The 12,076-nt window shown below is 63.4% G+C and carries 12 protein-coding genes; 3 read left to right on the top strand and 9 right to left on the bottom strand.

The window, feature by feature from the left end:
• Positions 1 to 49: 49 nt before the first annotated feature.
• A complete protein-coding gene (locus DBIPINDM_RS04865; protein ID WP_258589465.1) occupies positions 50 to 913 on the top strand; it encodes a LysR substrate-binding domain-containing protein in 864 nt (287 codons plus the stop codon).
• Between the two features lie 206 nt (positions 914 to 1,119).
• On the opposite strand, the gene DBIPINDM_RS04860 is transcribed toward DBIPINDM_RS04865, so the two are convergent.
• Together DBIPINDM_RS04860 and DBIPINDM_RS04855 are read right to left on the bottom strand one after the other, a co-directional pair.
• On the bottom strand, positions 1,120 to 2,025 hold the full coding sequence (locus DBIPINDM_RS04860) for a DMT family transporter (RefSeq protein WP_258584676.1): 906 nt from the start codon (positions 2,023 to 2,025) through the stop codon (positions 1,120 to 1,122).
• Positions 2,026 to 2,085: 60 nt separating this feature from the next.
• Positions 2,086 to 2,973 carry a DMT family transporter gene (locus DBIPINDM_RS04855; RefSeq protein ID WP_258584675.1) on the bottom strand — a complete coding sequence of 296 codons (888 nt, stop codon included), beginning with the start codon at positions 2,971 to 2,973 and terminating at the stop codon, positions 2,086 to 2,088.
• Between the two features lie 275 nt (positions 2,974 to 3,248).
• On the opposite strand from DBIPINDM_RS04855, the gene DBIPINDM_RS04850 reads away from it, so the two are divergent.
• The gene (locus DBIPINDM_RS04850) at positions 3,249 to 3,956 is read left to right on the top strand and encodes a helix-turn-helix transcriptional regulator (RefSeq protein WP_258584674.1); all 708 of its coding nucleotides are present in this window, start codon (positions 3,249 to 3,251) and stop codon (positions 3,954 to 3,956) included.
• 77 nt (positions 3,957 to 4,033) lie between these two features.
• Here the strand turns inward: DBIPINDM_RS04850 and DBIPINDM_RS04845 are convergent, their stop codons facing one another.
• Both DBIPINDM_RS04845 and aguA read right to left on the bottom strand, forming a co-directional pair.
• Complete coding sequence (locus DBIPINDM_RS04845) at positions 4,034 to 5,137, bottom strand: polyamine ABC transporter substrate-binding protein (RefSeq protein WP_258584673.1); 1,104 nt, start codon at positions 5,135 to 5,137, stop codon at positions 4,034 to 4,036.
• A gap of 94 nt (positions 5,138 to 5,231) precedes the next feature.
• Positions 5,232 to 6,338 carry an agmatine deiminase gene (gene aguA / locus DBIPINDM_RS04840; protein WP_258584672.1) on the bottom strand — a complete coding sequence of 369 codons (1,107 nt, stop codon included), beginning with the start codon at positions 6,336 to 6,338 and terminating at the stop codon, positions 5,232 to 5,234.
• 219 nt (positions 6,339 to 6,557) lie between these two features.
• Here aguA and DBIPINDM_RS04835 point away from each other — a divergent pair, with 219 nt between their 5' ends.
• A complete protein-coding gene (locus tag DBIPINDM_RS04835) occupies positions 6,558 to 7,064 on the top strand; it encodes an OsmC family protein (RefSeq protein WP_258584671.1) in 507 nt (168 codons plus the stop codon).
• Positions 7,065 to 7,140: 76 nt separating this feature from the next.
• On the opposite strand, the gene DBIPINDM_RS04830 is transcribed toward DBIPINDM_RS04835, so the two are convergent.
• From DBIPINDM_RS04830 to radA, 5 genes are all read right to left on the bottom strand, one after another.
• On the bottom strand, positions 7,141 to 7,359 hold the full coding sequence (locus tag DBIPINDM_RS04830) for a hypothetical protein (RefSeq protein ID WP_095202542.1): 219 nt from the start codon (positions 7,357 to 7,359) through the stop codon (positions 7,141 to 7,143).
• A 244-nt stretch (positions 7,360 to 7,603) separates the two neighbouring features.
• Positions 7,604 to 8,344, bottom strand: coding sequence for an SDR family NAD(P)-dependent oxidoreductase (locus tag DBIPINDM_RS04825; protein WP_258584670.1), 741 nt, complete (start codon positions 8,342 to 8,344; stop codon positions 7,604 to 7,606).
• A 27-nt stretch (positions 8,345 to 8,371) separates the two neighbouring features.
• Entirely contained in the window at positions 8,372 to 9,841 is a 1,470-nt protein-coding gene (purF, locus tag DBIPINDM_RS04820) for an amidophosphoribosyltransferase (protein WP_258584669.1), read from the bottom strand.
• A gap of 104 nt (positions 9,842 to 9,945) precedes the next feature.
• Positions 9,946 to 10,614 (bottom strand): CvpA family protein, encoded by a 669-nt coding sequence (locus tag DBIPINDM_RS04815; RefSeq protein ID WP_258584668.1) that lies wholly within the window; start codon positions 10,612 to 10,614, stop codon positions 9,946 to 9,948.
• 47 nt (positions 10,615 to 10,661) lie between these two features.
• Positions 10,662 to 12,065, bottom strand: a complete 1,404-nt coding sequence (gene radA, locus DBIPINDM_RS04810; RefSeq protein ID WP_258584667.1) for a DNA repair protein RadA — start codon at positions 12,063 to 12,065, stop codon at positions 10,662 to 10,664.
• Positions 12,066 to 12,076: the final 11 nt, after the last annotated feature.

Below are 12,076 nucleotides of genomic sequence, written 5' to 3'. Positions count from 1 at the left end.
GTCAAAAAAATCGAATTGTTTTTAAGTGAAGATTCGATATTATCGAATTATGGAAACGCTCGATCCGGATTTGCTCAAAACCTTCCTCGCTTTCGTCGATAGCGGTTCGCTGGCGCAGGCGGCTTCCAGTGTCGGCCGTTCGCCCTCGGCGGTGACTGCCCAGATGCAGCGGCTGGAGGAGATCGTCGGCGAGCCGCTTCTGGCGCCGCAGGGCCGGGGTCGTGGCCTGACCCCGGCCGGGGAGGACCTTGTCGGCCACGCCAGGCGCATTCTTGCCGTGCATCGCGAGGCGTGGCTGGCGCTGAAGGGGGCCCGGGCTGCCGGGCGTGTCGCTATCGGCACGACGCAGGATTTCGCCGACAGCGGCCTGCCGGACCTGCTGCGTGCCTTCGCCACCAGCCATCCGCGCGTCAGGATCGAATTGCGGGTCGGTCGCTCCACCGAATTGGCGCAGGCGCTGCAGGCCGGCAGCCTCGATCTGGCAATCGTCATGCGCCAGACCGCAGCGCCGGACGAGGTCGGCGTGCTGCGCGAGCCGATGATCTGGTTGTGTTCACAGAAGGGGCTGGCCTCGCGGCAGGAAGAACTGCCGCTGGCGTTGCTCGATCCCTATTGCGGGTTTCGCGAGGCCGCACTCGCAGCGCTCGATGCCGCCGGCCGCCGCTACCGCATCGCCGCCGGCAGTGCCAGCCTGGCCGGCCTGCGCACCGCCGTGAATGCAGGCGTTGCGCTGACCTTGCGAACCCCGCGCTTTGCCCATTCCGGTATCGTCGAGGCGCCGCGCGAGCTTGGCCTGCCACCGGTTCCCATCGCTGAGTTCGCGATCCGGCTGCGCTCTGGCGCCGACGGTCCTGCGGGCGATCTGGCGGCATTGCTCAGCGGCAACCTGGCTTCGTCTGGGCATTTCGGTTGAAGCCGCCGTGGGCTTCGGCGCCTCTGCCGCCTGTGTAAGGCAAAGAAAAAGCCGACCTTGCGGTCGGCCTATTGAGCAAAGAAAAAGCCGACCTTGCGGTCGGCTTGGGAGTAGGACGGGCCGAGGGGTTTGGGGGGACTTGGGGGGTGGCCCGTCGCACCAATAATGCCTGACCCCGATGATGGTTCCGTGACTGTGTCACTTTTTTAAGAAATATTTGACGCTGCTTGCTGTGAGCGGGCCGCCAACCAGTCGCGGCCGGCATGGGCGAACACCGCGCACAGCACGATGGCGCCGCCGACGAGGCTTGCTTCTGGCGCAATCTCGCCCAGAAACAGGAAAGCGAACAAGATCGCGAACGGCACTTCGGCCGAGCCGAGTAGCCCGGATTCGGCTGCCGGGATGAGCCGTGCGCCTTCCGTCCACAGGATCGACGACAGCGCGAAGGACGCGCCAAAGGTGACGAGCAGAGCGGCATCCCTTGGCGAAACCGCCAGCGGATCGGTAACGAACCAGCCGAGCACGAACAACAGGAAGGCCGATACCGCGCCAGCCCAAACCACGGGTGTGTCGCGAAAGGCCCGCACCATGATCATGTAGAGAGCGCTGCCGATGGTCATCAGCAGCGCCAGTCCGTCGCCGAACAGATTGCCGGTGCCAAAGCTGGACCAGACCATGATCGCCACGCCGCAGAGCGACACGGCTGCGGCGATCATCGTCTGCATGCGGAAGGGTTCACGCGTCAGAACCCAGGCCAGCAGCGCGGTGACGAAAGGTGCCGTGGCGTAGATAACGGTGACGTTGGCAACGAAAGTGAATTTGAATGCCGAGATGAAGGCGATGCTGGCCAGTGCCCCTTCCACCGCCAGCAGCCAGCCGCGCCAGCCCAATCGCAGGCTCCCGCGCCCGCCGGAGCGGCGTCGCCGCCACAATACATAGAGGCCGATCAAGATCGAACCGACAAAGCCGCGCCAGCAGATGATGGTCAGCGGATCGGCATGGATCGATTTTGTCAGCACGCCGGTCAAGGCAAACACGGCCGCCGATGACGACACAAGGATGATGCCAAGCGTGCGCTCAGTGGTTTCGGTTGCGGCTGCAATGTCAGTCATGCCGGAACCCTACGCTGTCCGGTCCTGACATCGTAGTGTCAGCAGTGACGGCCATCCACATCACAGTCGCTTGCGGAAATGCTCGCCGCCGACGATCAGCAGCCCGGCGGCGATGATCAGGGCAGCACCCAGGAACACTTCGCGGCGCGGCACGTCGCCCCAGATCGCAAAGCCGAGTGCGAACGCCCACAACAGTGAGCTGTATTCAAGCGGCGCGAGGATCGATGCCGGCGTGCGCTTCATGCCTTCGAAGAGAAGATATTGCGCCAGGCCGCCAAGCACGCCGACGCTGGCAAGAAGCAGCAACTGGGTCAGGTCAGGCGTATGCCACCACAACAGCGCCGGCACCGCCGAAAACACCAGGAAATAGAAATTGTTGAGGAGAAGCTGGATCATCGAGCGCTCGGCAAGTGCGGTCTTGCGCAGGAGAACGATGGCGATGGCCCACAAAAGCGCGGCCGCCAGCACCAGCAGCACCGGCACCGACAGGCCGAGATGGGTCGGATCACAAGCGACGAAGACACCGGCAAAGCCGATCAAAACCGCCAGCCAGCGCAGCATCGGCACCTTTTCGCCAAGCAGGAACACCGAAAACACGGTGACGATGATCGGCGCCGCGTAGTAGACGGTGGTCAGTTCGGCGAGCTGCAGGCTGCGGGCGGCATTGTAGTAGCAAAGCCAGGCAGCAAGCGTGAAGGCGGCGCGCACCAGCATTGGCCGCACGATCGGCGAGCGCACCGTGTCGGCAAACAGCTGTCGCCCACCGATGGCCGCGCAGGCGCCGAGAATGGTGATGCTGCGGAAGAACATGATTTGCCAGACTGTCATGCCGGTGACCAGCAGCTTGATCGAAGCATCCTGCGTCGAAAACAGCAGATAGGCGGCACCGGTCAGCAGGATTCCGGCGAGAACCCTTTCGCGTGTTTCGAGAATGGCGACATCGGCCATAAGGCGCGGGACCAGCGTTGCGGGAAGCGGTGGAAGTGCTGTGAAGCGGCGCGGGACTCTGGAAAGTCAGGTCCCGGCTCCAAGCTATACGAGCGAAAGTCGGCGCAGCGCTGCACCAGCGCTGAGCTTGCGTTGGGGCAGGGATGGTCCCTTCCGGTTCTCTTGAGACTGGCGGCGCGGTTCCCGCCAGGTTGAACTTGCAACGGCTTGCGCTACTGTGGGCTGGAATGCAGTCGAATTTTCCCCTCGATCAGTTTGGACGCTGGAGCGGCGGTGTGGCTGCTGCGGCAATGGCGGCGACGCCCGAAGAACTGTCGGCGCGCTTCACGGCGGCGGCGCGAGATCTGCTTGGTTCAGACCGTGTCTATGTCGGCTTTTACCGTCGCGACATTACGTCCCTGACCATCGACGATGCCGGGCCCGATCGCTGGAACCGCGACTATGATGCCCGCATCTACCGCCAGGATCCCTTCTTCCAGAGGTTCGCCAGCACCCGACAGGATTTCCTGTTGCCGCTATCGGCTCTCCGCAATGGTGATTTCCAGTTCACGCCCTACTATCGCGAATTCTATGGCCCCTCCGACAGTTTCGACGAGATAACAGGCGTCTTCAATCTCGACAGGCTGACCGCAGGCTATGTCACCTTTCTACGGCGAAACGGGGCTGCTGCCTTCGGCGAGCAGGATCTGGCGATGGCTTGCGCGGCAAGCAGCGCGACAAGGCTCATTCTGCAAAGATTGCTTCATCTGTGCCGCTCCCGGGACAAGAGCGTGACGGCCGATTCGGCACGATCGCGGTTGAGCAGCCGGGAAAATGAGGTCGCCCGGCACCTGATCGATGGCGGCAATGCCAAGACCATTTCGCGAAGCCTTACCATTTCACCGGGCACCGTCCGCAACCACATCAAGCAGATCTATCGCAAGCTCGGCGTGCACTCCCAGGTCGAGTTGCTGGCGACCGTTCGCGAGGCAGCGAAGGACTGACGGCTTCAGCGTCAGCTCTTTTTGTTTTGACGCAATTCTGAACGGAAAACCGCAACACACTTTTCCTGGAGTTGCTCCTATTGTCCCGTCACGATGCGCGTCCACATGCGATTTTGCGACCGCAGCAGCTTTGCGTCGTTGTTGTCCACCACGAACAGCTTGGCCTTCACGTCATCGGGAGGATAGACGCCGGGATCGCTGGCTATTGCCTTGTCCATCAGTGACAAGGAGTCCGGTATCGCATTGGCGTAGGAGACGTAGCTGGAGTTGGCCGCGGCGATGTCGGGGCGCAAGTTGAAGTTGATCCAGGCCTGGGCGTTTTCGGGATGCGGCGCATCCTTCGGCACCGCCATCGTATCGAAGTTGATGAGCGTACCTTCCTTGGGAATGGAATAGGCTATTTGCAGCTTCTTGGTGGATTCGGCGGCACGAGTCCTTGCCTGAAGTATGTCGCCCGACCAACCCAACACCACGCAGATGTCGCCGTTTGCCAGGTCGTTGATGTATTTCGACGAGTGGAAATAGCGGATGTAGGGCCGCACCTTGGCCATCAGTTCCTCGACCTTGGCAAGATCGTCGGGGCTCGTCGACCTCGGATTGATGTGAAGATAGTTCATCGCCATCGGGATGACTTCAGCGGGGGCATCGATCATGGCCACGCCGCAATCGGAGAGCTTCTTGACCACGTCGACGTTGAAGACCATGGCGAAGGAATCCGTCGGTGCGTCCGGCAGCCGCTGCTTGACCGCTGCGGCATTGTAACCAATGCCGTCCGTGACGGCCATGTAGGGCACGGCATGCAGGTTCTGCGGATCGGCGCCCGCGATCAGCGCGAGGGCTTGCGGATCGATCTTCGGGTGATTTGCAAGCTTCGACTTGTCGAGTTCCAGGAAAGCCCCCGCCTTCACCTGGTTCTTCAGGAACGGATAGGCCGAGGGATAGACCACGTCATATCCCGAACCGCCGGTGAGCAGCTTGGTTTCAAGGACCTCATTGCCGTCATAGACATCATAGCGAACCTTGATACCCGTCTCTTTCTCGAACTTCTCGGCGGTGTCCGGCGCGATGTAGTCGGACCAGTTGTAGACATTGACGACTTTTTCCTCGTCCGCCAAAGCGGCGCTTGCGCAGATGCCGCAAGCGAGCCCGGCAAGCAGGGTTGAGAAGATGAGCGCGCGCATGAGTGTCCTCCCTTTCGCTGCTGCTTGGCCTGCTGGACCGCGCAGCGTTCCGTTTCCGCTTTCGCCGCCGGCCTTGCCGGCATGATGTCGTCCGTCAACGTCGTTGCGGGGCATAGACCGGCAAGGTGATGCAGGCGACATTGCCGCCGCCAAGCAAGATCTCGCGGGAGTTCTCGATGCCGACTATCCTGTGGTCGGGAAACAGCGCGGCCAGTGTTTCCTTGGCCCTCACATCGAGATCGGAGCCGAATTCCGGCACGACCACGACGCTGTTGCCCGGATAGTAGTTGATGTAGCTCGCCGCGATCCGGTTTCCGGCCGGTCGTGCCCAGGTCGAATCGACGCTGTCGACGCTTTCGCTTTCTTCCGCCGTTATCTCGATCGGCAAGGGGTGGGGCAGCCGGTGGACCTCCAGGCTGCGGCCGCGCGCGTCGCGGGCCAGACGCAACACCTCCTCGACTTCCCGCACGATCTCATATTGCGGGTCTTCCCGATCATCAGTCCAGCTCAGCGCGATCACGCCGGGGCGCACGAAGCAGCAGACGTCGTCGACATGGCCGTCCGTCTCATCGAAGGCAAAGCCGCGTGGCAGCCAGATGATGGTGTCGATGCCAAGATAATCGCCAAGCTGCTGTTCCACCTCGGCCTTGCCGAGGTGGGCGTTGCGATTTCGATTGAGCAGGCACTGCTTCGTCGTGATGAGGGTATCCTGACCGTCGCACTGCAGCCCGCCGCCCTCGGCGATCAGCGGCGCGCGGTAGCGATCTATATTCTCGATCTCGAGTACTTTTTGCGCCGCTAGATCATCCAGATCCCACGGCGCGTAGAGCCCGCCGTCGAAACCGCCATAGGCATTGAAGATCCAGTCGACGCCGCGCACCTCGCCGTGATCGTCGACGACGAAGTTGGGGCCGCTGTCGCGCAGCCAGGAATCGTTGGTCGACATTTCCACGACGCGCACATGGGCGGGCAATCGCGCTCTGGCATTCTGCCACTGGCGGCTTGATGCGGCCACCGTCACCGGCTCGCTTTGCGCGATCGTCTCGGCAACATTGGCGAATAGCTTCTGCGCCGGTTTGGCGCCCAGGCGCCAGGTGTCGGGCCGCTCCGGCCAGATCAGCCAGCACCCTGATTTCGGCTCGAATTCGCCGGGCGCTCGAAACCCATCCTGTTTCGGCTTCGTCGAAAGGGTACGTGGCATTGCGGGATCACCGGAAAATGGAACGACAAACTTGGCCGGATCAGACGGTTTTGAAGCCTTGTCCGTCAATGTCCCATTTGGGATATCGGTGTTTCGCGCCGGCGGCTGGCCTGCTTCGCCGCAGGAATGAATGCCATTGCCATCGCGAGATGATGGGAGCACATCTCGATTAGACGGCGTATGCCGGCGACAGAAAAATTCGACGAAGAGGGACAGCGAATGGACGCCACCGAACTGAAGGCGATGCAGGCGCCGCTGAAGCAGGCCTATCGCGACGATGCCTCGCAGGCGCTGATCACGCTGAAGGCGCGGGGCTCGATCGACGACCAGTCGGTGGCCTGCAAGGTGGAGACGGGTAGGGCGATCGCCATCGCCGGTCTGCATCCGGCAACCGGCGGCTCCGGGCTCGAGCTTTGCTCCGGCGACATGCTGCTGGAAGCCCTGGTGGCCTGCGCCGGGGTGACGCTGAAGGCGGTCGCGACGGCGCTCGAGTTCAAGCTCGGCGCTACCACGGTGGAAGCCGAAGGCGATCTTGATTTTCGCGGCACGCTCGGTGTCGCCAAGGACGCGCCCGTCGGTTTTCGCGCCATCCGGCTCAATTTCGCTCTCGACACGGACGAACCGCAGGAGCGCATCGATTCGCTGCTGAAGCTGACCGAGCGCTATTGCGTGGTGTTCCAGACCATCAACCAGAAGCCGGAATTGACGGTGAGCGCACGGCGCTGAAGCTGCGATCTCCCCCTTGTGGGGGAGATGCCCGGCAGGGCAGAGGGGGGCGCTGTCCCGCCGGCCTATCCATCAACTACTGCGCCGACGGCGTCTCGGCATCGCCTTCGTCGGTGAAGGGCGACGCACTCGGCACGCACTGTATGGACCAGCCGGTGGGTGTCGGCTGCTTCTGATATTCTGTGATGGCGGCGGTGCACTGTTCGCGCTTGTCGAACGTGCTGGGCAGCACCACCATGCCGCCCTGCGGGCCGGCGATTACCAGATACCAGACCAACGCTGCGGTCGTAGCCATGGGGATGTCCTTGTTCTGCCCAGCTCGGGCGCTCGTTGTTGTGGGAAGTCGCGACGATCCTACCAACTCCGGGGAAATGACGAAAGCATGACCGCCGCGCAGCCTTTCCCCTTCAAATCACAGCCGCGTGATGATCCGGCTGGTTTTCGAGACCAAATTTTTAAGGCCTGGCCGGCTCAGTCGGTTGCAAAAACATCTCAAGAACGTCGGCAGCGCCAGAATTCTTCCGGCAAAAAGAATACGGCTATTCCGGCTGCCTGTAGGCGACGAAGCGATTGTGCTTGGCCTGGAAGATCAGTCCGGTCTCTTTCAGCTCGGGGCTGGCCAGCGGCACGATGCGCTTGGCGATCTCCTGGGGATGCGGCAGCGTTTCCGGATCCTCGCCGGGCACGGCCTGGGCCCGCATGGCGGTGCGTGTGGCGCCCGGATCTGCGGCATTGATACGCAGCGGCAGGCTTTGCGTCTCGTGCGCCCAGGAGCGCATCATGGTCTCGACCGCAGCCTTCGATGCCGCGTAAGGCGCCCAGAAGGCACGCGCCGAATGCGCCGCGTTGGACGACAGGATGATGGCCCGGCCGGCATCCGAGAGCCGCAGCAGCGGGTCGACCGAACGGATCAGCCGCCAGGTCGAGGTGACGTTGATGGTCATCACCTTCTCGAACGTCTTAGCCTCGACATGGCCGATCGGCGAGATGACGCCGAGCACGCCGGCATTGGCGACGAGAATGTCGAGCTTGCCCCAGCGCTCATGGATAGCGCCGCCCAGCCGGTCGATGCCGGCCATGTCGGCGAGATCGAGCGGCACCAGCGTCGCCTGGCCGCCGGCCGCCTTGATCTGGTCGTCGAGTTCTTCCAGCCCACCGACCGTGCGCGCAACCGCAATGACATGCGCACCGGCGGCTGCCAATTCCCTGGCGATGAAATAGCCGATGCCGCGCGAAGCGCCGGTGACGACCGCGACGCGGCCGGTAAGGTCTAGGGTCATGCGAGAATTTCCGTAAGGTGGTCTAGCCTACGCCCCGTTGTTCGCCAGCAGCGACAGCGTGCGCACATTGTCGTGGCCTTCGAAGTCGAGCAGGCGGGTCGGATACTGGCCGGTGAAGCAGGCGTCGCAGAATTGCGGCTGATCGTTGTCGCGGCTCGCCTCGCCGACGGCGCGGTAGAGCCCGTCGATCGACAGGAAGCCGAGCGAATCGACACGGATGAACTCGGCCATCTCTTCCACCGACATGCGCGAAGCCAGAAGCTTCGACTTCTCCGGCGTGTCGACACCGTAGAAGCAGGAGGCGCTGGTCGGCGGCGAGGCGATGCGCATGTGCACTTCCCTGGCGCCGGCATCGCGCACCATCTGCACGATTTTCTGGCTGGTGGTGCCGCGCACGATCGAATCGTCGACGAGCACCACGCGCTTGCCCTCGATCATCCGGCGGTTGGCGTTGTGCTTCAGCTTGACGCCCATGTGGCGGATCGAATCGCCGGGCTGGATGAAGGTACGGCCGACATAGTGGTTGCGGATGATGCCGAGTTCGAAGGGAATGCCGGCGGCCTGGCTAAAGCCGATCGCCGCCGGGGTGCCCGAATCCGGCACCGGCACCACGATGTCGGCCTCGACCGGGTTTTCCTGCGCCAGCTCGGCGCCGATGCGCTTGCGCACTTCGTAGACATTGCGGCCTTCGACCGAGGAATCCGGCCGCGCGAAATAGACATATTCGAAGATACAGAAGCGGGTCTTCTGCGGCTCGAAGGGGAACAGGCTTTCAATGCCCTTGGAGGTGACGACGACCATCTCGCCGGGCTTCAGGTCGCGCACGAAACGCGCGCCGATAATGTCGAGCGCACAGGTTTCGGAGGCGAGGATCCACGCGCCGTCGAGATCGCCCAGCACCAGCGGGCGGATACCGAGCGGATCGCGGCAGCCGATCATCTTCTTGGCGGTCATCGCCACCAGCGAGAAGGCGCCCTCGACCTGCCGCACCGCATCGATGAAGCGCGAGTTCAGGTCGCGCTCCTTGCTGGTCGCAACCAGGTGCAAAAGCGTCTCGGTGTCAGAGGTGGAGGAGAAGATCGCACCTTGCTTCTGCAGCGCGCGCTGCACCGTCATGGCGTTGGTCAGATTGCCGTTGTGGGCGACAGCAAAACCGCCATCGGCCAATTCGGCGAAGAAGGGCTGGATGTTGCGCATGCCGGCGCCGCCGGTCGTGGCGTAGCGCGTATGGCCGATGGCGCGGTTGCCTTGCAGGCTGTCGATGACACGCTGCTTGGTAAAGGTGTCGCCGATCAGGCCGACATGGCGTTCGACATGGAACTGGGTGCCGTCATAGGAAACGATGCCGGCCGCTTCCTGGCCGCGATGCTGCAGCGCATGCAGGCCGAGTGTGACGATTGCGGCTGCGTCCTGCCGGCCGAAAATGCCGAACACGCCGCATTCGTCATGGAAATGGTCGTCGGCCTCGGCGGAAAGCACGTCGTCTGCGTCTGCCATCTTAAGCTCCGCTAAAATCGCCATATAAGGCGCTCGCGCGTCGAAAGCAACGCACGCCGTGCAGCCTTTCACACCATCGTCTTTACCGGCGCCCGTTTCGGGCGTCAGTTTGCCGGTGCCGCAGGTGCCGCCGGCGCCGGCTTGGCGGTGTTGTCCGCCGGGCCAGCGTCATTGTCGTCAGGGGCCGGTGTATTGGCATCGTCACCTGTTGCCGGCACATCCGCCGCTGGCGCATCCGGGGCAGCCGGAGTTTCGGCGCCCGCTTTCGGGCTGAGCTTCTTGAGGATTGCGTTTTCGGCGTCGGCCGGCAGCAGGTTCTCGATCTTTGTGCCGATCGATTCCAGCAAGGGCCGCGACTTGGCATCCGTGACCCAGGCGGGTGCCTTGGCGCCCGCCAGCCAGTTGAAGAACAGCAGGGCGACCGCGACGACCAGGATGCCGCGTGCTGCGCCGTAGAGGAAACCGAGCGTGCGGTCGAGCGCGCCGATCCGCGAATCGATGATCCAGTCGGCGAGCTTCATGGTGATGACCGAAACGACGATCAGTGCGATGATGAAGACGACGCCGGCGGAGGCCGCCATGGCGATCTTCTCATTGTCGATGTAGGGCTTCAGGTAGGGCAGAACCGGCTTGTAGAAGAAGAAAGCCGCCGCCGCTGCCGCCGCCCAGGAGACGACCGACAGAACCTCACGCGAAAAGCCGCGAACCATGGCGAGCATCGCCGAGACCAGGGTGAAGCCGACCAGGATTCCGTCAAGCAGCGTAATCGGCATGTCTTTCGCCCCACTCCGATCTCTTTTTCACGGCTCGGCGAGCCGCGTCACTCTTCATCGTCGGCGCGGCTGCGCCGTGAGCCGGCAATGCGCGCCACGAGGTCGGCAAGCTCGGTGGGCTGGAAAGCGCCGGCCCCGATCCCTCCGGCAAGTTCCTCGCTGCCCAAGGGCAGAACCGCGCTACCAAAACCCAGCTTTTCGGCTTCCTTGAGGCGCTGCTGCGCATGCGCAACCGGCCTCACCGCGCCCGAAAGGCTGATTTCGCCGAAATAGACGCAATCGGCGGGAAGGGCAAGACCGGTGAGCGAGGAAACCAGCGCGGCGGCGACCGCGAGATCGGCCGCCGGCTCGCTGATGCGGTAGCCACCGGCGACGTTGAGATAGACGTCGTGCTGGCCAAAGCGAACGCCGCAATGGGCTTCGAGCACCGCCAGGATCATCGACAAGCGAGCTCCGTCCCAACCGACGACGGCGCGCCGCGGCGTGCCGAGCGAGGATTGTGCCACCAGGGCCTGGATCTCGACCAGCACCGGCCTTGTGCCTTCCATGCCGGCGAAAACGGCCGCCCCTGGCGATTTCGCATGCCGCTCGCCGAGGAACAGCTCCGAGGGGTTGGAGACTTCGCGCAAGCCCTTGTCCGACATTTCGAAGACGCCGATCTCGTCGGTCGGTCCGAAGCGGTTCTTCACCGTGCGCAGAATGCGGTAGTGATGGCCACCTTCGCCCTCGAAGTAGAGCACGGCATCTACCATGTGCTCGACGACCCGCGGTCCGGCGATCTGGCCTTCCTTGGTGACATGGCCGACGAGCACGATCGCCGCACCTGTGGATTTCGCATAGCGGATCATCGCCTGGGCGGCGGCGCGAACCTGGGTGACGGTGCCCGGGGCCGAATCGGCGAGATCGGTCCACAGCGTCTGGATGGAATCGAGAATGACCAGATCCGGCCGCTTGCCGTCGGCGATCGTGGCAAGAATGTCCTCGACATTGGTCTCGGCTGCCAGTTCCACCGGCGTGTCGGCAACGCCGAGCCGCTGCGCCCTCAGCCTGATCTGGGCGACGGCTTCTTCGCCCGAGACATAGACGATGCGGTGGCCTCGCGAGGCGAGAGCCGCCGCGGCCTGGGTGAGCAGCGTCGACTTGCCGATGCCGGGATCGCCGCCGACCAGCAGCGCCGAGCCGCGCACGAAGCCACCGCCGGTGGCGCGGTCCAGCTCGCCGATGCCGGAGATGATGCGCGGCGCGTCCTCGATGTCGCCCGACAATGTGGTCAGCACCACCGCGCGGCCCTTGCGGGCGTTGCGCGTATTGGCTGGTCCCGAGCCGATGCCGCCGGACGTGCCTTCCTCGACCAGCGTGTTCCACTCGCCGCAGGCATCGCACTTGCCGGCCCAGCGCTGATGCACCGATCCGCAATTCTGGCAGATGAACTGGACGCGCGATTTAGCCATCAGGCTGCTGC

The organism is Mesorhizobium sp. AR02 (genome assembly GCF_024746835.1).
In the GTDB taxonomy this organism is placed as follows: Bacteria; Pseudomonadota; Alphaproteobacteria; order Rhizobiales; family Rhizobiaceae; genus Mesorhizobium.
Note: the sequence above shows the minus strand (reverse complement) of the source record. Positions and strands in the feature narration are given on the sequence as shown.

Excerpts from the sequence above, each read along its gene's own strand:
- DBIPINDM_RS04825 (WP_258584670.1), bottom strand. The coding sequence starts at position 8,344 with ATGACCCTAGACCTTACCGGCCGCGTCGCGGTCGTCACCGGCGCTTCG.
- DBIPINDM_RS04855 (WP_258584675.1), bottom strand. The coding sequence starts at position 2,973 with ATGGCCGATGTCGCCATTCTCGAAACACGCGAAAGGGTTCTCGCCGGA.
- DBIPINDM_RS04830 (WP_095202542.1), bottom strand. The coding sequence starts at position 7,359 with ATGGCTACGACCGCAGCGTTGGTCTGGTATCTGGTAATCGCCGGCCCG.
- DBIPINDM_RS04835 (WP_258584671.1), top strand. The coding sequence starts at position 6,558 with ATGGACGCCACCGAACTGAAGGCGATGCAGGCGCCGCTGAAGCAGGCC.
- aguA (WP_258584672.1), bottom strand. The coding sequence starts at position 6,338 with ATGCCACGTACCCTTTCGACGAAGCCGAAACAGGATGGGTTTCGAGCG.
- radA (WP_258584667.1), bottom strand. The coding sequence starts at position 12,065 with ATGGCTAAATCGCGCGTCCAGTTCATCTGCCAGAATTGCGGATCGGTG.
- DBIPINDM_RS04845 (WP_258584673.1), bottom strand. The coding sequence starts at position 5,137 with ATGCGCGCGCTCATCTTCTCAACCCTGCTTGCCGGGCTCGCTTGCGGC.
- purF (WP_258584669.1), bottom strand. The coding sequence starts at position 9,841 with ATGGCAGACGCAGACGACGTGCTTTCCGCCGAGGCCGACGACCATTTC.
- DBIPINDM_RS04860 (WP_258584676.1), bottom strand. The coding sequence starts at position 2,025 with ATGACTGACATTGCAGCCGCAACCGAAACCACTGAGCGCACGCTTGGC.
- DBIPINDM_RS04815 (WP_258584668.1), bottom strand. The coding sequence starts at position 10,614 with ATGCCGATTACGCTGCTTGACGGAATCCTGGTCGGCTTCACCCTGGTC.
- DBIPINDM_RS04865 (WP_258589465.1), top strand. The coding sequence starts at position 50 with ATGGAAACGCTCGATCCGGATTTGCTCAAAACCTTCCTCGCTTTCGTC.